The organism is Alterluteimonas muca, assembly GCF_021191595.1.
Classification (GTDB): Bacteria; Pseudomonadota; Gammaproteobacteria; order Xanthomonadales; family Xanthomonadaceae; genus Luteimonas; species Luteimonas muca.
Genome location: NZ_JAIWPS010000004.1, coordinates 50,284 through 70,624, shown reverse-complemented (window position 1 = coordinate 70,624; position 20,341 = coordinate 50,284). Strand labels below are relative to the sequence as shown.

Sequence of the window (20,341 nt, the reverse complement as noted above, 5' to 3'; positions counted from 1 at the left end):
CGCCACCGATACGGAGGACACCGCATGGCCAGCCCCAGGAAAACCGCCTCGCGTCGCACCACGCGCGGCCTCGCCCGCAGCTACCCGTACTGGCTTGCCGGCGAGGCGGTCGCGGCCAATACCGATCTCGAGGTGCGTGACAAGTACAGCGGCAGGGTGGCCACCCGCGTGGCGTTCGCCGATGCCGAGGCCGTGGACCGTGCGATCGAAGCTGCATCCAACGCGCGCGGCGCGATGGCCGCCTTCGCACCCGACCAGCGCCGTGACGTGCTCGAGCACTGCATGCGCCGTTTCGAGGAACGCTTCGAGGAACTCGCGCTCGCGCTGTGCATCGAGGCCGGCAAGCCGATCGGCGATGCCCGTGGCGAAGTGACGCGGCTGATCGACACGTTCCGCATCGCCGCCGGCGAAGCCACCCGCGTGGAAGGTGAAACGGTGGAGCTGCAGATCTCCGAACGCACCCGCGGCACCCGCGGCATGGTGCGGCGCGTGCCGATCGGGGTGTGCAGCTTCATCACCCCGTTCAACTTCCCGCTCAACCTGGTCGCGCACAAGGTGGCACCCGCGATCGCCGCCGGCTGCCCGTTCGTGCTCAAGCCCGCGCCGAAGACCCCGGTGGGTGCGCTGATCATTGGCGAGATCCTTGCCGAGACCGATCTGCCCAGGGGGGCGTTCTCGATCCTGCCGTGCAGCAACGACGATGCCGCCGCGTTGACCGGGGACGAGCGCATCGCGCTCTTGAGCTTCACCGGCGGAATGATCGGCTGGGACCTCAAGGCACGTGCCGGGCGCAAGAAGGTCACCCTCGAACTCGGCGGCAACGCCGCGTGCATCGTCGATGCCGACCCCGGGGCCAGCCTCGACCATGTCGTCGACCGCCTGGTCTTCGGCGCGTACTACCAGTCCGGCCAGAGCTGCATCAGCGTGCAGCACATCCTCGTCCATCGCGATCTCTACCAGCCGCTCAAACGCAGGCTCAAAGCGCGGGTGGCGAAGCTGGTGATGGGCGACCCGCGCGACGAGGACACCTTCATCGGACCGGTCATCGACGAGGACGCCGCCAGGCGCATCGAGTCGTGGATCGACGATGCACGAAAGGCCGGCGCGAAACGGGTGGCCGGCAGCGCGCGCACCGGCACGATGGTGCCTGCCACGCTGATGGAGGACGTACCGCGCGACTGCGACCTCTACCGCCAGGAGGTCTTCGGCCCGGTGGCCTGCCTGCAGGCCTTCGATGACTTCGACGAGGTGCTGGAAACCGTCAACGCCGGCGAATTCGGGCTGCAGACCGGCGTGTTCACCGCCCGTCTCGACCACGCCATGCGGGCCTGGGACCGGCTCGAGGTCGGCGGTGTCATCGTCGGCGACGTACCGAGCTTCCGCGTCGACAACATGCCCTACGGCGGGGTCAAGGGCTCCGGCCTCGGCCGCGAAGGCGTGCGCTATGCGATCGAGGACATGACCGAACCGCGCCTGCTGGTGATCAGGGACACACCCTGACGACAGCGAGGGGGCTACGTGCCGCGCACCGGCCCGCGTGCGAACGTGTGCCAAACGCCGCGCGGCGTGCGACCGCGCATTGCACGTCGCGCATGCGCTAGGCTTGGCCAGCTGCACGGATGCGGTTGGTAGAGGGCGGCGTCGACGTCCGGACATCGTAGTCACGTCGACCCCGTTGGCCATCGCAGGACGTTGGCAGCTGCCACCGACTGGAGAGTGCCGATGCGCGTGCCTGCCCTGCTTGTCTGTTGCCTTGCCCTTGCCGCCTGCCAGGGGCCACAGCGTGCCGAGACACGCGCCGTCGCGGAGGCATCTTCGCGGGACGACCGGCGCGAGGCCGAGCCACCGGTGGTGTTCGACAGCCCCTCCGCGATCAACATCCATGCACCGCCGCCGTCGCCCCCTGCGCCGCCCGCGCCCGTCGCCGACGGTTTCTTCCCGATGGCAGGCAGCGAGCGCTACGCACCGCGAACGGACAACCCGGTGCAGCGCACGGCCGAGGCGCCGGTCTCGACGTTCTCGGTCGATGTCGACACCGGCAGTTACAGCAACGTGCGGCGGATGCTGCGCCAGGGCGTGCGGCCGCCCGCGGATGCCGTGCGCGCCGAGGAGTTCATCAACTACTTCCGCTACGACCACCCGGCGCCGGCGGGCCGGGATGTGCCGTTCCGGATCACCACCGAACTCGCGCCTTCGCCGTGGGCGCGTGGACGCCAGTTGTTGATGATCGGCCTGCGCGGCTACGACGTGCCGCGCACCACGCTGCCGGCGGCCAACCTCGTGTTCCTCATCGACACTTCCGGCTCGATGGGCGCGCCGGACAAGCTGCCACTGCTGCAGAAGGCATTCGCCGAACTGGTGCAGCAGCTGCGCCCGCAGGATCGGGTGAGCCTGGTCGCCTACGCCGGCTCGGCCGGCCTGGTGCTCCCCCCCACGCCCGGCGACCGCAAGGCCGAGATCCTCTCGGCACTGGGCAACCTGCAGGCGGGCGGCAGCACCCATGGCAGTGCCGGGCTGCAGCTGGCCTACGAGACCGCACGCCAGGCCCACGTGCAGGGCGGGATCAACCGCGTGATCCTGGCGACGGACGGGGACTTCAACGTGGGCCTCGTCGACCGTGCGGCACTGGAGACCTATGTCGCCGACCAGCGCCGCAGCGGCATCGCACTCAGCACGCTCGGGTTCGGCCGGGGCAACTACCACGACGCGATGGCGGAGCGGCTGGCCGATGTCGGCGACGGGCAGCACGCCTATATCGACACCCTGCAGGAGGCGCGCAAGGTGCTGGTGGAGGAACTGTCGTCCACGCTGCTGACCATCGCCAACGACGTCAAGGTGCAGGTGGAGTTCGATCCTGCCCGCGTGGCCGAATACCGCCTGATCGGCTACGAGAACCGCCTGCTTCGCGAGGAGGATTTCGCCAACGACCGCGTCGATGCCGGCGACATCGGCGCCGGCCACGAGGTCACCGCGCTGTACGAGATCGTGCCGGTCGGCTCCGCCGATGCGTGGCTGTCGCCGCGGCGCTACGGCGCGCCCGCGCCATCGACCGCACCCGCGACCGCCGGCGAAATCGCCCGCGTCAGCCTGCGTTACAGGCTGCCGGGCGAGACGCGCAGCCGGCTGGTGGACACCGTGGTGCGCAGCGCCGATCTCCGGCCCCAGGCCGGCGAATCACTGCGCTTCGCAGCGGCGGTCGCCGCCTATGCCGATGCACTGCGCGGGGGTACCCATCTGGGCGACTGGGGCTGGGACGACATCCGGCGCGAGGTCGCCGCTACGCGCGGCGATGATCCGTGGGGTCTGCGTGGCGAACTGCTGGGGCTGGTCGACCTGGCTCGTGCCCATGCCGACATCGCGCCCACCGCACCCGCCGTGACCGCTCAGCCTTCCGGTGCAGGCCGGCCGAACAGGTAGCCCTGCCCGAAGTTGCAGCCGAGCTGTGCGAGCAGTTCGCGCTGCTCCTCGCGCTCGATGCCCTCGCCGATGGTCTCGATCCCCAGCGTGCCGGCCAGTGCCAGGATCGCGCGCACCAGCGCCAGGCTCTCGGCGCGCGAGGCACCCACCAGCCCGGCGACGAAGCTCTGGTCGATCTTGATCGACTGGATCGGGAACCGGTGCAGGTACGACAGTGCCGAGAAGCCGGTGCCGAAATCGTCCAGCAGCGCCAGCACGCCGCGGTCGCGCAGCGCGTTGAGCGTGCGCAGCGCGCGCGGGGAGTCGTCGAGCAGCGCGACCTCGGTGATCTCGATGCGCAACCGCCGCGGGTCGGCGCCGGCATCGTCGAGCAGCTGCAGCAGCCGCTCGGCGAAGTCGTCGGAGACGAAATGGCGCGGCGACACATTGATGGAAACATAACCGTGCGCCTGCCGGCTCAGCCAGCGCACCACGTGCCGGTACATCAACCAGTCGACCTGGGCGATCAGGCCGGTGTCCTCGCCGACGCCGATGAACTGTGGCGGGGCCAGCAGCCCGCGCTGTTCGTGATGCCAGCGCAGCAGCGCCTCGTGGCCGACCACCGCGCCATCGGACAGCCGCACGATCGGCTGGAAGTACGGCTCGAAATCGTCCGACAGGATGGCGCGGCGCAGGTCCGCCTCGAGGTCGAGCAGGCGCATCGCCTCGGCGCGCATCTCCTCGTCGAAGAGTTCGCTGCGGTCGCGCCCACGCGCCTTGGCGCGGTACATGGCGGCGTCGGCGTCGCGCAGCATCTCCTCGCCGTGGCGGTAGCGCGGTTGCCAGAACGCGATGCCGATGCTGGCCGACGGGAACAGCTCGCGCCCGGCCACCCACATCGGCCTGCCGATCTCGGCCAGCAGCCGTGAGGCCACGCGCTGCGCGGTCTCCGCGGCCGGCACGTCCTGCAGCAGCACCGCGAACTCGCCGCCGCCCAGGCGCGCCACGGTGTCGGCGCTCGACAGCGCGCGGCGCACGCGGCGGCCGACCTCGACCAGCAGGTCATCGCCGGCGGCGTGGCCGATGCTGTCGTTGACCAGCTTGAAGCGGTCGAGATCGAAGAACAGCACCCCGAACGCCCGCGCGCTGCGGGCCTGCACCGCGGCGATCGCGGCGTCCAGGCGCTCCAGCAGGTGTTCGCGGTTGGGCAGCCCGGTGAGCTGGTCATGGCGTGCCTGGTGGATCAGCCGCTGCTCGGCGCGGGTACGTTCGCCGACCAGCGCCTGCAGCTCGCGGTTGGCTTCCTGCAGTTCGCGGGTACGCGCCTGCACCCGCGATTCGAGCTCGGCATGCGCGGCCTTGAGCGATTCCTGCGCGCGCTTGCGCGACAGCGCGCTGCCGATATGGCGGGCAACGAAGGTCAGCAGTTCCTGGTCGCGCTCGTCGAACAGGATGTGCGGCGAGTAGCTCTGCACCGCGATCGCGCCGATCACGGTCTCGTCGCGCGACAGCGGCACGCCCAGCCAGCAGTGCGCGCGCGTGCCCTGGCTGAGCACGTCGCCGCTGGCCTGCAAGCGGTCGATGGTGGCGCGGTCGGCCAGCATCGGCTGGCCGGAGCGGATCACGAACTCGGTCAGGCCGTTGGAGAGCCGGCGCGGCGGGCGCACCGGGTCGCGCTCGTCCACCGAGTACGGGAACTCGATGCGCTCGCCGTCGCCCACCAGCATCGCGATATAGAAGTTCTCCGCATACACCAGGCCGTTGACCACCTCGTGCACGTCGGCATAGAAGCGCAGCAGGCTGCCGGCACTGACCGACATCTCGCTGATGCGGAACAGCGCGCGCTGCAGGCGCTCGGCGCGCTGGCGTTCCACGATCTCGTCCTGCAGCACCGCATTGGCCCGCTGCAATTCCACGGTGCGCTGGCGCACGCGGCGCTCGAGTTCGCGCTGTGCATGCTTGCGGTCGAGCGCGGTCAGGATGTGCTGGGCCACGTATTCCAGCAGCGCGCGGTCCTCGTGGGTGTAGCTGTCGGGGCGGTTGTAGCTCTGCACCACGATGGCGCCGGCCACCCGCGCCTCGCGCCGGACCGGCACGCCCAGCCAGTCGGCGCTTTCCGGGCCCTGGTTGCCGTCGCGCGGCACGTCGAGCTGGGCGCGGATGGTGTCGGACGGCCCCATCACCGGCTGGCCATGTCGCAGCAGTGCCGCGGTCAGGCTGTTGGGCATCTCCGAAAGCGGGATGTCGTCGTCCGGATCCGGCCGCCAGGGGTCGTTCTGGTCGGCGAAGTACAGGAACCGCATCGTCGCGTGCACATCGTCGTAGAGCGCGATGTAGAAGTTCTCGGCCGACATCAACGACGCCACCAGCACGTGGATGCGGCTGAGCATGTCGCGCATTTCCAGCGTGGAGCTGGCGAGGTCGGCGATCTCGTACAGCGCCTGCTGCAGACGCTCGGACTTGCGCAGCGTGCGGATCTGCACGCTGGCAAGTTCCGCGCGGGTGACCAGTGCGAGCGCTGCGCGCGCCGGCGCCACCCAGCGCTGCAGGTCGCCGGGATCGGCACGCCGCGGTGGATCCACCGCCACCGCCACCCGCGTGCCGGCGTCTTCCCAGAGGATGTCGAACGGGTGGCGATCGGGGTCGGGATGCACGCCTGCCAGCGCCACCGAGGCACGCATGTGCAGGTGGTCGGCGGCACCGCGCGTGGCGACCTGCCCGCTCTGCAGGCGCGGGTCGCACCAGTGCACGGCCATGTCCGCGCCCGCCGGCAACAGGGCCATCAGCAGTTCACGCAGCAGCGCCGGACCACGGGCCGCGGGTGCGGCCGCGGTGACCGTCTCCAAGTTCTCGATGTCCTGCACGCCTGGCCGTCCCCCTGATCGCCGACAGCATACCGGCCCGTGCCTACCGCAGGCACCGCGCACGTGCCCGGCATCACCCCATCGGCCGCCGCCGCGCGTTCTGTAGCGCCATGCCCATCACCCCGACATCGGCCGCGGCACTCGTGCCGGCGATGACCGGCTTCTCCTGCGACGCGGGAATGCTTAACCTGCGCGCGGTGAGCGAAGCCGCGGCCCACCCCTCCGGAACCCGAGAAACCAGCGACGAAACGCTGATGCTGGCCTATGCCGCCGGCGACGTCGCCGCGTTCGAGCAGCTCTACGCCCGCCACCGGCAGCGCCTCTACCGTTTCCTGCTGCGTGAACTGCGCGAGCCGGCGCTCGCCGACGAGATCTACCAGGACATCTGGCATCGTGTGATCGCCGCGCGCGCCAGCTGGCAGCCGGACGCCACGTTCGCCACCTGGCTGTACCGGATCGCGCGCAACCGGCTGGCCGATCACTGGCGCGCGGCCCGGCACCGCCCGCCGGCGCCGCATGATGCCGATGCGCGCCTGGCACGTGTACCCGACGACGACACCCCGGAGCGTAGGCTGGTCGCGGAACAACGCACGACCGGCCTGCAGCGCGCACTCGACGCCCTGCCTCCGGAGCAGCGCGAGGTGGTGCTGCTGCGGCTGGAACAGGAACTCACCCTGGAGGAGATCGGCGCGGTGACCGGTGCGGGGCGCGAAACCGTGAAGTCGCGCCTGCGCTATGCGATGGACAGGCTGCGGGCTGCGATGACCCCATGATGACCCGCGATCCCTCCCTTCTCGACGCCGACGAGCGCACGATCGCCGCGCAGCTGGCGCGCCATGCCCCTTCGGGCGCGCCGGCGCCGGCGCTGGATGCGGCGGTACTGGCCGCGGCGCGTGCAGCAACCGCTGGCGATGCCCCGGCGCGGCCGCAGCGCACCCCATCGCGCGCCGGGTGGTCGCGTCGTCGCCGCTGGCCCGCGATCACCGGCGTGGCCGCGTCGCTGGCGCTGGCTGCCGGCATTGCCTGGCAGTTGCGCCCGATGCCCGCCGCCGCCCCGGTGCAGGACGAAGGCCCCGCGCCGGCCGCCACGGCATTTCGCGCGACCCGCGACGTCCCGCCTGCGCCCGGGCTGGCCGGAGCGCCCGCGGCCGCTCCGGCAACAACGGCCGTGCCCGGGGAGAATCCAGCGCAGGTGGCAGCGACGGCGCCCTCCAGCGGCGCATCCGCCCCGCCGCCCGCGACGATGCAGATGGAAGCCGTGCCGCAGGGGACACCCGAAACCCATGCCGGGGACAACGACGCCGGGCGCCCCCCGCTGCCGCCGATGGCTCCGGCACCGGCCGCCGAGCCATCCTCGCCTGCGACGTCGGCGCCGGTCGACCGCGCACCGGCAACCGCGACATCCGCTCCGCCAACGCCGGTGGGCAGGGCGACCGGTGCGACCGCGGTCGGCCGCCAGGCGCTGCGCGGGGCTCCCGTTCCGTCGCGCACCGCGGTGGCTGCGTCCGATGCCGGCAGCGCGATGCACACGGATGACGGGCACGCAGGTTTCAGCGACGGAGAACTCGACGACTCGCCGCCGGCGACCGTGGACTCGCCCGAGGTGCACCAGGCCTGGCTGCAGCGCATCCGCGAACTGCGCGACAGCGGACGCAGCGAAGCCGCCCGCGAGAGCCTCGCCGAACTGCAGCGACGCTTCCCGGACCTGCCCGTTCCCGACGACCTGGCCGCGCTCGCCGAACCCCTGCAGTGAGCCTGGACACCCTTGCCGCCGCGGCCGGGCACACGCTCGAGGTCAAGCACAGCCGCTTCCTGGCCCGCGCCGCTCCGGTCGAGTCCGCGGACGCCGCGCAGGCGTGGATCCGCGCGGTGTCGGTGGCCGATGCGACCCACAACTGCTGGGCCTGGCGGGTCGGCGACGACTACCGCTCGAGCGACGACGGCGAGCCTGCCGGCACCGCCGGACGGCCGATCCTCGCCGCCATCGATGGCCAGGGCTACGACCGAGTCGCGGTGGTGGTCACCCGCTGGTACGGCGGCATCAAGCTGGGCGCCGGCGGCCTGGTGCGTGCGTATGGCGGCGCCGCCGCGGAATGCCTGCGGCTGGCGCCGCGCGAGCCGCTCGTGGAATACGCCGATGTGGTCGTGCATGCGGGCTTCGAGGACCTCGGCTGCGTACACCAGGCCATCGAAGCACGTGGAGCGATCAAACAGGACGAGGCCTACGCCGCCGACGGCGTGCGCTTCGTGCTGCGATTGCCGGCGGCCGACGTCGACGCATTGCGGCTGCTGCTGCGCGACGCCAGCCGTGACCGCGTGCGGGTCGAGACGGCCGGTTGAGCACCGCGCAGGGTTCGCGGGACCGATCGGCACGGGCCCCGACAATGCACCGCTTACACTTCCCGGCCCGCACCGCGAACACCCCGATTCGATGACCGATCTTCCCCCCGACGACGCCGGCAGCGCCCCGAAGGCGCGCGTGCCGCTCGGCATCCTGCGCACGCTGTGGCCGTTCCTCGCGCGCCAGCGCGGGCTGCTGGTGGCCTGGCTGCTGGCGCTCGCGGCGTCCTCGACGGCTACGCTGAGCCTGCCGCTGGCGGTGCGCTACATGATCGACCACGGCTTCGGCAGCGGCAGCGATATCGATGCCGCGTTCGCGCTGCTGTTCGCGGTCGCGGTCGCGCTGGCCATCGCCACCGCGGCGCGCTTCTACCTGGTGTCGCTGCTGGGCGAACGCGTCATCGCCGACCTGCGCACGCGGCTGTACGCGCACCTCATGGGCCTCGACCAGGCGTTCTACGAGCGCAGCCGCAGCGGTGAACTGGTCTCGCGGCTGTCGGCCGATACCGAACTGCTGCGTGGCGTGGTCGGCTCCGGCATGTCGGTGGCGTTGCGCAGCGTGGTGATGGTGGTCGGCAGCCTCACCATGCTGGTGGTCACCAGCCCGCGGCTTGCGGCGTGGACGCTGGTCGGCATTCCACTGTTCGTGCTGCCGATCGTGCTGGGCGGGCGGCGGCTGCAGAAGATCTCGCGGCAGGCGCAGGACCGCGTGGCCGACGCCAACATGCTGGCCGCGGAAACCCTGGGCGCGATCCGCACCGTGCAGGCGCATGCGCGCGAGGCGTTCGAACGCGGGCGCTTCAGCGAAGCCGTGGCGCTGTCAGTGGCCACCGCGCGCCGACGCATCGGCACCCAGGCGGTGGTGACCGCAGTGGCGATCACCGCCATCTTCGGTGCGATCACCGTGGTGCTGTGGTCGGGCGCGCACGACGTGGCGGCCGGGCGCCTGAGCCCGGGCACGCTCGGGCAGTTCGTGCTGTATGCACTGATGGGCGGCGGTTCGGTGGGCGCGCTGGCCGAAGTCTGGAACGAGCTGCAGCGCGCGGCCGGCGGCATGGGCCGGATCAACGACCTGCTGGTGGAGCAGCCGACGCTGCTTGCGCCGGTATCGCCGCAGAAGCTGCCTGACCGCGTGACCGGCGCGATCGACATGGACGGCGTGACCTTCCACTACCCCGGCCGCGACGACATTCCCGCGCTTGCGGACTTCAGCCTGCATGTGCGGCCCGGCGAGACGGTGGCGCTCGTGGGCCCGTCGGGTGCCGGCAAGAGCACCGTGTTCGGGTTGCTGCTGCGCTTCCACGATCCGCAGCAGGGCACGCTGCGGTTGGACGGCCTGGACCTGCGCCAGCTGGATCCGGTCGACCTGCGCGAGCGCATGGCGCTGGTGCCGCAGCAGCCGACCATCTTCGCCGCTTCCGCCCGCGACAACATCCGTTACGGCCGGCTGGACGCGTCCGATGCCGAGGTCGAGGCCGCCGCGCGCTCCGCCGAGGCCGACGAGTTCATCCGCGCACTGCCAGCCGGTTACGACGAACAGCTGGGCGAGCGCGGCGCACGCCTGTCGGGTGGCCAGCAGCAGCGCGTGGTCATCGCCCGGGCGCTGCTGCGCGATGCACCCGTGCTGCTGCTGGACGAGGCGACCTCGGCGCTCGATGCGCAGAGCGAACGCGCCGTGCAGCACGCGCTCGAGCACCTGATGCAGGGCCGCACCACGCTGGTGATCGCGCATCGCCTGGCCACCGTGCTCAAGGCCGACCGCATCGTGGTGATGGACCAGGGCCGCATCGTCGCCGAAGGCACCCACGACGAACTGCTCGCGCAGAACGGCCTGTACGCGGAACTGGCACGGCTGCAGTTCCTGCACTGAGACCCGGTTGCCGCCCGGACGGACGCGGATCGACGCGGATCAAGCGTGCGGCGGTGGATCGCAGCGGCACCGGACCGCCCCGGCCACACGCGACGTACCCGGGTCGCCGGGGCAGGTGCGGACCCGCAAGCGCCCTGGCGCCCTGTCCGGGCGACAGCCGCCGCTCTGATCGGCGCTTGTCAGCCTGATCTCAGGCGATCTCGACCACCGGGATGCCGGCGATCTTCGACTTCCACTTGCGCGGGCCTGTCTCGTGCACGGATTCGCCGGTGGAATCGACCGCCACCGTCACCGGCATGTCGCGCACCTCGAACTCGTAGATCGCTTCCATGCCGAGGTCCTCGAACGCGACCACGCGGCTGGCCCTGATCGCCTTCGACACCAGGTAGGCGGAGCCGCCGACCGCCATCAGGTACACGGCCTTGTTGTCACGGATCGCCTCGATCGCCGCCGGTCCGCGCTCGGCCTTGCCGACCATGCCGACCAGGCCGGTCTGTTCGAGCATCTGCCGGGTGAACTTGTCCATGCGGGTGGCGGTGGTCGGGCCGGCCGGGCCCACCGCCTCGTCGCGCACCGCGTCGACCGGGCCGACGTAGTAGATGAAACGGTTGGTGAAATCGACCGGCAGGGTCTCGCCGCGGTTCAACATGTCGACCATGCGCTTGTGCGCGGCGTCGCGGCCGGTCAGCAGGCGGCCGTTGAGCAGCAGCACCTCGCCCGGCTTGAACGTGGCCACCTCGTCGCGGGTGATCGTGTCCAGGTCCACCCGGCGTGCGTTGGCCGGGTTGTAGGTGAGCTTCGGCCAGTCCTCCAGCGACGGCGGGTCGAGCATCACCGGGCCGCTGCCATCGAGGGTGAAATGTGCGTGCCGGGTGGCGGCGCAGTTGGGGATCATCGCCACCGGCAGGTTGGCGGCGTGGGTCGGATAATCCCTGATCTTGATGTCGAGCACGGTGGTCAGCCCGCCCAGGCCCTGCGCGCCGATACCCAGCGCGTTGACCTTCTCGTACAGCTCCAGGCGCATTTCCTCCAGCCGGTTGGCCGGGCCGCGCGCCTTGAGGTCGACGATGTCGATCGGCTCCATCAGCGACTCCTTGGCCAGCAGCATCGCCTTCTCGGCGGTGCCGCCGATGCCGATGCCGAGCATGCCCGGCGGGCACCAGCCGGCACCCATCGTCGGCACGGTCTTCAGCACCCAGTCGACCACCGAATCCGACGGATTGAGCATCGCGAACTTGCTCTTGGCCTCCGAGCCGCCGCCCTTGGCCGCGACGATCACGTCGACCCGGTTGCCCGGCACGATCTTCACGTTGACCACGGCCGGCGTGTTGTCGCGGGTGTTGACGCGCTTGCCGGCAGGGTCGGCCAGCACCGAGGCGCGCAACTTGTTGTCGGGGTGCGCGTAGGCGCGGCGCACGCCCTCGTTGACCATGTCCTCGACGCCCATGGTGGCGTCGTCCCAGCGCACCTGCATGCCGATCTCGAGGAACACGGTGACGATGCCGGTGTCCTGGCAGATCGGGCGGTGGCCTTCGGCGCACATGCGCGAATTGATCAGGATCTGCGCCATCGCGTCCTTGGCCGCGGGCGATTCCTCGCGCTCGTACGCGGCGGCCAGGTTCCGGATGTAGTCGACCGGGTGGTAGTAGCTGATGTACTGCAGCGCGTCGGCGACGGACTGGATCAGGTCGTCCTGGCGGATCGACACGGGTTCGGAGGCAATCGCGGGGGTGTTGTGGGTCACGGCGGCGGTCGGCTGGCGGAAAACCCGCCCATTCTACCGGCCGCGCGCCCGGCCTTCCGGGACGCAGCGTTGCGCTACGTCCTGCAGCGGTCCGGTGCAGCGGGCCGCCCTGCCCCCGCCGCGCGGGCCGCTGGCCCCGGCGCTGTTCAGCCGGCCAGACGCAGCCCGGATTCCGCATCGAAGAGATGCAGGTGCCGGGTGTCCAGCCGCAGCGGCAGCGCGCTGCCGGGTTCGGGCAGGTCGCCGGGTGGAAGGCGCGCCACCAGTGCCTGCGCGCCGCGGCGCAGGTTGACGAACACGTCGCTGCCGACCGGCTCCACCACCTCGACGAGCGGTGCGAAGCCGCCGCCGTCGCCACGTTGCAGGTGCTCCGGGCGGATGCCGAGCGCGACCTCGCGGCCGTCCATCTCCGGCTCCAGTTCGGCGTCGCCCAGCGCCAGGCCGCTGCCATCGTCGAGCATCAGCGCCCAACCGTCCGCACGCCCCAGCCTGCCGCGCAGCACGTTCATCGCCGGGCTGCCGAGGAAGGTCGCCACGAACAGATTCGCAGGACGTTCGTACAGGTTCATCGGCGTGTCGATCTGCTGGATCTCGCCGCGGTCGAGCACCACGATGCGCTGCCCCAGCGTCATCGCTTCGATCTGGTCGTGGGTGACGTAGACCATCGTCGCGCCGAGCTGGCGGTGCAGCCGGGCGATCTCCACGCGCATCGACATGCGCAGCTTGGCGTCGAGGTTGGACAGCGGTTCGTCGAGCAGGAACACCTGCGGGTTGCGCACCAGCGCACGCCCGAGCGCCACCCGCTGGCGCTGCCCGCCCGAGAGCTGGCCTGGCTTGCGGTCGAGCAGCGCGTCGAGCTCCAGGGTCTTCGCCGCCTCGCGCACGCGGGCGTCCACGCTGGCGCGGTCGTGGCCACGCAGCTTCAGCCCGAAGGCGAGGTTGTCGGCCACGCTCATGTGCGGATACAGCGCGTAGGACTGGAACACCATGGCGATGTCGCGGTCGCGCGGCGCGATGTCGTTGACGACCCGGTCGCCGATGCGCAGGGTGCCGGCGGAGATCGACTCCAGCCCGGCGATCATCCGCAGCAGTGTCGACTTGCCGCAGCCCGAGGGCCCGACCAGCACCAGCAGCTCGCCATCGGCGACTTCGAACGTCGCGCCGGCCACGCCGACGTGCCCGTTCGGATAGACCTTGCGTACCCCGTCCAGCTCGACCCTGGCCATCCACGCTCCCGGATATGTCTGCATGCGTCCGCACGCGGCGGTGTCCGCCGATTGTGGCGTACGTCGTCGCTCCTGCAGCGGCCGCCGCAGGCGCTGGACATTCTGGCATGTAATCGCTTACATACGATGGCGCCTGCGGGGGGCCTGCAATGCGTCAGGGACCCCGTCAGGGCCGCACCGGCCGCGCGGGGAACGCATGGCCACCCGACGTCACCTGTTATCGTCCCTCCGGATGCACGACGCAGCGGCCAGTCGCGGACTGGCGGACGCGTCGGCCGGCCGGAGTTTCCTGCGGAGCTGCGATGCACGACACCCTGTTGCTGTTCGGTGCCACCGGCGACCTCGCCTCCCGCTACCTGTTCCCCTCGCTCGTCCATCTGCTGCGCGACCGACTGCTGCCCGAGAGTTTCCGCGTGATCGCAGTCGGCCGCACGCCGCATGACGACGCCGGGTTCCGCGCCTGGCTGCGCGAACGCCTCGACGACGGCGACGGCCGCAACAATGCCGCGCTCGACGACCTGCTCGGCCGCACCCGCTACCACGCGCTCGACCTGCAGGACGCCGACGCCATCGCGGCGGAACTGTCGCAGTACGGCGATCGCCCCGCGGTGAGCTATCTCTCCACCCCGCCGAACCTGTTCGCACCCGCCTGCCGCGGCCTGAAGGCCGCCGGCCTGCTCGAGGAGCCGTCGCGGCTGGTGCTGGAGAAGCCGCTCGGCCACGACCTCGCCTCCGCGCGCGAGATCAACGCCACCCTGCGCGAGAGCCTCGACGAGTCACGGATCTTCCGCATCGACCATTACCTCGGCAAGGCACCGGTGCAGAACCTGCTGGCGCTGCGCTTCGGCAACACGCTGCTGGAGGCGGTATGGGAGCGGCGCTGGATCGAGTCGGTCGACATCGTGGTGGCCGAGACCGCCGGCGTCGACGGCCGCGAGGGCTACTACGCCGACTACGGCGCGCTGCGCGACATGGTGCAGAACCACATGCTGCAGCTGCTTGCATTGATTGCAATGGAGCCGCCGGCCTCGCTGGACGCCGACAGCGTGCGCGACGAGAAGCGCAAGGTGCTGCGTGCGCTGCGGCCGATGAGCGCCGCCGACGCCGCGCGCGACAGCGTGCGAGGCCGCTACGGCGATGGCGTGGTCGAAGGCCATGCGGCCAAGGGCTTCCGCCACGAGCGCGAGGTCGAGACCTTCGTCGCCCTGCGCGCCTATATCGACAACTGGCGCTGGGCGGGGGTGCCGTTCCGGCTGGTCACCGGCAAGCGCATGCCGTCGCGGGCCACCGAGATCGTGGTGTCGTTCCGGCCGGTCTCGCACTGGCTGTACGAGCGGCCCTCGCGCGAGCGCGCCCAGCCCAACCGCCTGCATGTGTGCCTGCAGCCGGAGGAGGCGATCGACCTCACCCTGATGGGCAGCCTCGCCGCACCGGAATGGGGTGCCACCGAGCTGCAGCCGCTGTCGCTGGATCTGGAGATGTCGCCCGCGCCGAAGCGGCGCATCGCCTACGAGCGCCTGCTGGTCGATGCCCTCAAGGGCGACCAGACGCTGTTCGTGCGCGACGACGAGGTCGAGGCGGCGTGGCACTGGATCGACAGCGTCAGTGCCGCCTGGCAGGAGGCCGGCACGCCGGTCGAGGAATATCCGGCAGGCTCGTGGGGGCCGGCGTCGGCAGCCCCGTTCCTGCCCACGGTGACCGGCAGCAACGGGAAGCGCCGCCCATGAGCGGTACCCGCCCCGTCCTGCTGGCCGACATCGGCGGCACCAATGCGCGCTTCGCGCTGGCATGGCCCGATGCGCCGATGCCGCTGCGCGTCGACACCGTCGAGCGTTACCCGGTGGTGGAGTTCCCCTCGCTTGCCGACGCGGCGCGGCATTACCTCTCGCAGGCCGGGGTCTCGGTAGGCAACGGCGTGTTCGCGGTCGCCGGCCGCGTCGACGGCGACCATGCACGCATCACCAACCATCCGTGGGTGATCTCGCGGCCGCGACTGTGCGCGCAGCTGGGGCTCGACGACGCCATGCTCGCCAACGACTTCGCCGCACAGTCGATGGCGATCACCCTGCTCGGCCCCGACGACGTCGCCACCGTCGGTGGCACCAGCTGGCGTCCCGACCCGCCCGGCGTGCACCGGAACCGCACCTACGCGGTGATCGGCCCCGGCACCGGGCTCGGCGTCGGCGGGCTGCTGGTGCGCGACGGCCGCTGCTATCCGCTCGAGACCGAAGGCGGCCACGTCAGCTTCCCGCCCGGCACCCCGGAGGAACTGCGCATCCTCGACGTGCTGTCGCGTCAGTTCGGCCGCGTGTCGAACGAGCGCCTGGTCTGCGGGCCGGGCCTGGTCAACATCCACCACGCGCTGGCCGAGATCGCCGGCGAGGATCCCGGCCCGCTGCAGCCGCGCGATGTCACCGCGCGCGCCGCCGCAGGCGATCCGCGCGCCACCCGCGCAGTCGACATCTTCTGCGCGGTGTTCGGCGCCATCGCCGGCGACGTGGTGCTGACGCTCGGCGCCTGGGACGGCGTGTTCCTGACCGGCGGGCTGGTGCCACGCATGCTCGACGCACTGCGCCACTCCGGCTTCCGCCAGCGCTTCGAGCACAAGGGCCGGTTCTCGTCGAACATGGCGCAGGTGCCGTCGATGGCGGTGATGCACCCGCAGGCCGGACTGCTCGGTGCCGCGGCGCTTGCACGGCAGCGCTACGGCCAGGTGCCCGCATCATGGTGATGCCGCCCGCCTCGCCGCAGGCCGCCGGCGACCTGCCGGTGCAGCTGTACACCTACGACTCCGCCACCCAGTGGGTATGGGGCGCGGCAGTGGCGCTCTCGGCGGCGCTCACCCGCACGCTGGAAGAGAAGCCGCGTGCGCGCCTGCTGCTGTCGGGCGGCAACACGCCGGAGCCGGTCTACAGCGCGCTGGCCAAGGCGCCGCTGGCGTGGTCGCTGGTCGACGTGGCGCTGGTCGACGAACGCTGGCTGATGCCTGACGACCCCGACAGCAACGCGCGCCTGGTGCGGCAGACGCTGCTGCAACGCAACGCCGCCGGCGCTCGCTTCGAGACGCTCACCCGCGCCGGCCGGCCGCTGGCCGAGGCCGTGTCCACCGCCAACATGCACGCGCGCAACCCCGCCGACGTGGTGGTGCTGGGCATGGGCGAGGACGGCCATACCGCGTCGCTGTTTCCCGGCATGCGCGATCTCGGCGCCGCGCTGGCGTCGCCGCAACCGTATGTCGCGGTGGATGCCAGCGGATGCCCCGGCGCCGGGCCCTGGCCGACACGGATCAGCCTGACGCCCACCGGGCTGGCACCCGCGCATACCCGCCTGCTGCTGATCCGCGGCCAGCGCAAGCGCGAGTTGCTGGACCGCGTGCTGGCCGGCGACGACCCGTTCGAATACCCGACGCGGATCGCCTTCACCACGCCGGGCGCGCCGCTGCACGTGCACTGGTGCCCCTGAGCCACGGCGACCGGCCACGCATGCCCGCGATCCGACCTGCGCGAGATCGCTCCAAGATCGATGGTGACCCGCAATGAGCCTGCACCCCGTACTCCATGACGTCACCGAGCGCATCCGCGAGCGCAGCCGGGGTTCGCGCGCCGCGTATCTTGCCGGCATCGATGCGATGCGTGATGCCGGCCCGCTGCGCGGTCGCCTGAGCTGCGCCAACCTTGCCCACGGATTCGCCGCCTGCGGGCCGGTCGACAAGGGCCGCCTGCGCGAGGGGTCGACGCCGAACCTCGGCATCGTCACCGCCTACAACGACATGCTCTCGGCGCACCATCCCTACGAGCACTACCCGGAGCGCATCCGCGAGGTGGCGCGGCGGTTGGGCGCCACCGCCCAGGTGGCCGGCGGGGTGCCGGCAATGTGCGACGGGGTGACCCAGGGCCGCGCCGGCATGGACCTGTCGCTGTTCTCGCGCGACGTCATCGCCCAATCCACCGCCATCGCACTGTCGCACGACATGTTCGACAGCACGGTGTACCTGGGCATCTGCGACAAGATCGTGCCCGGGCTGCTGATCGGTGCACTGGCCTTCGGGCACCTCCCGGCGGTGTTCGTGCCGGGCGGGCCGATGCCCAGCGGCATCCCCAACCGGGAAAAGGCCGAGGTACGCGAACGCTACGCCGCCGGCGAGGCAACCCGCGAGGAGCTGCTCGACGCCGAGGCGGGCTCCTACCACTCGCCGGGCACCTGCACCTTCTACGGCACCGCCAATTCCAACCAGGTCATGCTCGAGGCGATGGGCGTGCAGCTGCCGGCGTCGTCGTTCGTCAACCCGGGCACGCCGCTGCGCGACGCACTCACCGACGCCGCGGTGGAGCGTGCACTCGCCACCACCGCACTCGGTGACGACTACCGCCCGCTCGGTCATCTCATCGACGAGCGCGCCATCGTCAACGCGGTGGTGGCATTGATGGCCACCGGCGGCTCCACCAACCACACCATCCACTGGATCGCGGTGGCGCGCGCGGCCGGCATCGTGCTGACCTGGGACGATTTCGACCTGCTTTCGTCGATCGTGCCGCTGCTGGCGCGCGTGTATCCCAATGGCGAGGCCGACGTGAACCGCTTCCAGGCCGCGGGCGGCACCGCCTTCGTGTTCCGCGAGCTGCTCGATGCAGGCCTCATGCATGCGGATCCGCCGACCCTGCTCGACGGCGGCATGCGTGCCTGGTGCGAGGAGCCGCGGCTGGACGCTGGCACCCTGCGCTGGTTTCCGACCATTGCAGCCAGTGGCGACACCGGGGTCGTACGCGGTGCGGCGGAACCGTTCGAAGCCCAGGGCGGCCTGCGCCTGCTGCGCGGCAATCTCGGCCGTTCGCTGATCAAGACCTCGGCGGTGAAACCGGAATACCGTCGCATCGATGCACCTGCGGTAGTCGTCGACACGCCGCAGGCGCTCAACCGCCTGCACCGTTCCGGCGCGCTGCCGCACGACTTCGTCGCCGTGGTCCGCTTCCAGGGGCCGCGTGCCAACGGCATGCCGGAGCTGCATTCGCTGGCGCCGCTGCTGGGCATGCTGCAGAACCAGGGCCGCCGCGTGGCGCTGGTCACCGACGGCAGGCTGTCGGGCGCGTCCGGCAAGTTCCCTGCCGCCATCCACGTCACTCCGGAGGCCGCGCGTGGCGGCCCGCTGGCGCGCCTTCGCGACGGCGACCGCATCCTGCTCGACGGCGAAACCGGCACGCTCGAGGCGATCGTGGATCCTGCAGAGTGGTCCGCACGCGAGCTCGCGATCGACACCGCGCCGGCGGGTTCCGACCTCGGCCGCAATCTGTTCGCCTTCAACCGCCGCAACGTGGGGCCCGCGGACCAGGGCGCGCTGTCGATCTCGTGCGGACCGCCCGCCGCCGATGGCGGCCCGTGGAACTACGACGCCGAATACGACTTCGGCCACGACCCGGCGGCGATCACCTCGCCGCACGCCTCCAAGGACGCCTGACGTCCCTCCAGCCAAGGACCACACCCGATGTCGATCGTGCAGCACCAGGACACCGCCGAACGCCTTCTGCGCGAGGCCGGCCTGCTTCCCGTCATCACCGTGGACAGCGTCGACCAGGCGCGCCGCATCGCCGATGCGCTGCTGGAAGGTGGCCTGCGCACGCTCGAACTCACCCTGCGCACGCCCTGCGCGCTCGACGCGCTGGCCACACTCAAGCGCGAGTTGCCGGACATCGTGATCGGCGCCGGCACCATCACCGCGGTGGCGCATATCGGCCAGGCGATCGATGCCGGCGCCGACTTCCTGGTCACGCCCGGCACGCCCCCTGCCCTCGCCGCAGCGCTGGCCGCGGCCCCGCTGCCGGTGGTTCCCGGCGGTGCCACCCCGACGGAATTCATGGCGCTGATGGCGCATGGCTTCCGCGTGTGCAAGCTGTTCCCGGCCAACGCGGTCGGCGGGCTGGCGATGCTGAAGGGGCTGGCCGGCCCGCTGGCCGACCTGCGCGTATGCCCGACCGGCGGGATCACCGAAGCCAACGCCGCCGACTTTCTTGCCCAGCCCAACGTGGTCTGCATCGGCGGGTCGTGGATGGTGACCAGGGCCTGGATCGACGCCGGCGACTGGCAGCACGTGCGCGACACCGCGGCGCAGGCGGCGGCACTGGTGCGCAGCGCACGCGCAGCCTGAGCACGGCGTGCGTCGCGCCAGGCTATGCGGCGCGCAACCGGTAACCCACGCGCTTCCACAGCCACGCGTGGACGAGGAACCAGGTCACCAGGCCGAGACCCAGCCACCACTCCAGTGCGTTTTCGAAGTGGTCCTGGAAGGGACTGCCGCCGGCGACCGCCAGCGCGATCACATGGACCACGCCCAGCAGCAGCATCAGTGCGCAGATCGCGCGCAACGCCTGCCGGATCCGCGGCGCCGCCTGCAGCCCGGAGTCACCCGCGCGCAGAAACGCCACCTGTGCCAGGAAACTGGCCCCGAAGAACACCACCACGCCATAGCGGCGCAGGAAACGGTAGACCTCGCCCTCGGTGCCGAGGAACGTCACGTACACCGCCAGCGCCACCGCGGCCACCAGCCCCGCGCCGAGCACCGTGCGTCCGCGCGCGCCGGTGGCGGACAGCCAGCGCGCGGCCAGCCACCAGTGCAGGCCGATCGCCAGCGCGTTGGGCAGCATCAGCAGGCGGAACAGATGGTTGCCGAGCCCCTCGCGGGCAGCGCGGCTGATCGAGTTGCAGCCTTCGAGGTACGGAATGCACCCCGGGACGATGCCGGCATGCACCGACAGCGCCCAGGCCGCATGGGTGCCGAGCAGGAAGACCAGCGCGACTGTGAGCGGCAACAGCCACAGTGGAATGTCGTGTCGCGCCATGCGGACCTCCTTCGGCACCCGTACCTGGATCCTGCACCGGAGGCCGTGTATGCCTTGCGGAGCAGTGCCGA

General features: G+C 71.3%; 15 protein-coding genes. 11 read left to right on the top strand and 4 right to left on the bottom strand.

Annotated elements, in window-relative coordinates:
• Positions 1-24 precede the first annotated feature (24 nt).
• Both LDO11_RS07375 and LDO11_RS07370 read left to right on the top strand, forming a co-directional pair.
• Complete coding sequence (locus LDO11_RS07375) at positions 25-1,500, top strand: aldehyde dehydrogenase family protein (RefSeq protein ID WP_232140963.1); 1,476 nt, start codon at positions 25-27, stop codon at positions 1,498-1,500.
• 222 nt (positions 1,501-1,722) lie between these two features.
• Positions 1,723-3,417: a vWA domain-containing protein gene (locus tag LDO11_RS07370; RefSeq protein ID WP_435574619.1), complete on the top strand. Its 1,695-nt coding sequence runs from the start codon at positions 1,723-1,725 to the stop codon at positions 3,415-3,417.
• Here the strand turns inward: LDO11_RS07370 and LDO11_RS07365 are convergent.
• On the bottom strand, positions 3,384-6,242 hold the full coding sequence (locus LDO11_RS07365; protein WP_343226110.1) for an EAL domain-containing protein: 2,859 nt from the start codon (positions 6,240-6,242) through the stop codon (positions 3,384-3,386). The two genes, LDO11_RS07370 and LDO11_RS07365, sit on opposite strands and share 34 nt — an antisense overlap.
• Before the next feature lie 197 nt (positions 6,243-6,439).
• Between LDO11_RS07365 and LDO11_RS07360 the strand changes: the two genes are divergently transcribed.
• The 4 genes from LDO11_RS07360 (at position 6,440) to LDO11_RS07345 (ending at position 10,470) form a co-directional block, all read left to right on the top strand.
• Complete coding sequence (locus LDO11_RS07360) at positions 6,440-7,033, top strand: RNA polymerase sigma factor (RefSeq protein WP_255683351.1); 594 nt, start codon at positions 6,440-6,442, stop codon at positions 7,031-7,033.
• A complete protein-coding gene (locus LDO11_RS07355) occupies positions 7,033-8,013 on the top strand; it encodes a hypothetical protein (RefSeq protein WP_232140962.1) in 981 nt (326 codons plus the stop codon). The genes LDO11_RS07360 and LDO11_RS07355 overlap by 1 nt, the downstream gene beginning before the upstream one ends.
• Positions 8,010-8,600 (top strand): IMPACT family protein, encoded by a 591-nt coding sequence (locus LDO11_RS07350; protein WP_232140961.1) that lies wholly within the window; start codon positions 8,010-8,012, stop codon positions 8,598-8,600. The genes LDO11_RS07355 and LDO11_RS07350 overlap by 4 nt, the downstream gene beginning before the upstream one ends.
• Positions 8,601-8,691: 91 nt before the next feature.
• Complete coding sequence (locus LDO11_RS07345; protein WP_232140960.1) at positions 8,692-10,470, top strand: ABC transporter transmembrane domain-containing protein; 1,779 nt, start codon at positions 8,692-8,694, stop codon at positions 10,468-10,470.
• A 190-nt stretch (positions 10,471-10,660) separates the two neighbouring features.
• Here the strand turns inward: LDO11_RS07345 and LDO11_RS07340 are convergent, their stop codons facing one another.
• The gene (locus LDO11_RS07340) at positions 10,661-12,178 is read right to left on the bottom strand and encodes a fumarate hydratase (protein ID WP_232141087.1); all 1,518 of its coding nucleotides are present in this window, start codon (positions 12,176-12,178) and stop codon (positions 10,661-10,663) included.
• Positions 12,179-12,360: 182 nt separating this feature from the next.
• Complete coding sequence (locus LDO11_RS07335; RefSeq protein ID WP_232140959.1) at positions 12,361-13,440, bottom strand: ABC transporter ATP-binding protein; 1,080 nt, start codon at positions 13,438-13,440, stop codon at positions 12,361-12,363.
• Between the two features lie 302 nt (positions 13,441-13,742).
• Here LDO11_RS07335 and zwf point away from each other — a divergent pair, with 302 nt between their 5' ends.
• From zwf to eda, 5 genes are all read left to right on the top strand, one after another.
• A complete protein-coding gene (gene zwf / locus LDO11_RS07330; protein ID WP_232140958.1) occupies positions 13,743-15,167 on the top strand; it encodes a glucose-6-phosphate dehydrogenase in 1,425 nt (474 codons plus the stop codon).
• Positions 15,164-16,171 carry a glucokinase gene (glk, locus tag LDO11_RS07325; protein ID WP_232140957.1) on the top strand — a complete coding sequence of 336 codons (1,008 nt, stop codon included), beginning with the start codon at positions 15,164-15,166 and terminating at the stop codon, positions 16,169-16,171. The genes zwf and glk overlap by 4 nt, the downstream gene beginning before the upstream one ends.
• Complete coding sequence (gene pgl, locus LDO11_RS07320) at positions 16,171-16,902, top strand: 6-phosphogluconolactonase (RefSeq protein ID WP_435574623.1); 732 nt, start codon at positions 16,171-16,173, stop codon at positions 16,900-16,902. The genes glk and pgl overlap by 1 nt, the downstream gene beginning before the upstream one ends.
• A 73-nt stretch (positions 16,903-16,975) precedes the next feature.
• Positions 16,976-18,892, top strand: a complete 1,917-nt coding sequence (gene edd, locus LDO11_RS07315; protein ID WP_232140955.1) for a phosphogluconate dehydratase — start codon at positions 16,976-16,978, stop codon at positions 18,890-18,892.
• Positions 18,893-18,919: 27 nt separating this feature from the next.
• Positions 18,920-19,579: a bifunctional 4-hydroxy-2-oxoglutarate aldolase/2-dehydro-3-deoxy-phosphogluconate aldolase gene (gene eda / locus LDO11_RS07310; RefSeq protein ID WP_129136077.1), complete on the top strand. Its 660-nt coding sequence runs from the start codon at positions 18,920-18,922 to the stop codon at positions 19,577-19,579.
• A gap of 22 nt (positions 19,580-19,601) precedes the next feature.
• Here eda and LDO11_RS07305 read toward each other — a convergent pair whose 3' ends face one another.
• Positions 19,602-20,270 carry a hypothetical protein gene (locus tag LDO11_RS07305; RefSeq protein ID WP_232140954.1) on the bottom strand — a complete coding sequence of 223 codons (669 nt, stop codon included), beginning with the start codon at positions 20,268-20,270 and terminating at the stop codon, positions 19,602-19,604.
• Positions 20,271-20,341: the final 71 nt, after the last annotated feature.

Coding starts and splice junctions, on each gene's coding strand:
- LDO11_RS07345 (WP_232140960.1), top strand. CDS start 8,692: ATGACCGATCTTCCCCCCGACGACGCCGGCAGCGCCCCGAAGGCGCGC.
- pgl (WP_435574623.1), top strand. CDS start 16,171: ATGCCGCCCGCCTCGCCGCAGGCCGCCGGCGACCTGCCGGTGCAGCTG.
- LDO11_RS07370 (WP_435574619.1), top strand. CDS start 1,723: ATGCGCGTGCCTGCCCTGCTTGTCTGTTGCCTTGCCCTTGCCGCCTGC.
- LDO11_RS07360 (WP_255683351.1), top strand. CDS start 6,440: ATGCTTAACCTGCGCGCGGTGAGCGAAGCCGCGGCCCACCCCTCCGGA.
- LDO11_RS07375 (WP_232140963.1), top strand. CDS start 25: ATGGCCAGCCCCAGGAAAACCGCCTCGCGTCGCACCACGCGCGGCCTC.
- glk (WP_232140957.1), top strand. CDS start 15,164: ATGAGCGGTACCCGCCCCGTCCTGCTGGCCGACATCGGCGGCACCAAT.
- LDO11_RS07355 (WP_232140962.1), top strand. CDS start 7,033: ATGACCCGCGATCCCTCCCTTCTCGACGCCGACGAGCGCACGATCGCC.
- LDO11_RS07305 (WP_232140954.1), bottom strand. CDS start 20,270: ATGGCGCGACACGACATTCCACTGTGGCTGTTGCCGCTCACAGTCGCG.
- LDO11_RS07335 (WP_232140959.1), bottom strand. CDS start 13,440: ATGGCCAGGGTCGAGCTGGACGGGGTACGCAAGGTCTATCCGAACGGG.
- edd (WP_232140955.1), top strand. CDS start 16,976: ATGAGCCTGCACCCCGTACTCCATGACGTCACCGAGCGCATCCGCGAG.
- zwf (WP_232140958.1), top strand. CDS start 13,743: ATGCACGACACCCTGTTGCTGTTCGGTGCCACCGGCGACCTCGCCTCC.
- eda (WP_129136077.1), top strand. CDS start 18,920: ATGTCGATCGTGCAGCACCAGGACACCGCCGAACGCCTTCTGCGCGAG.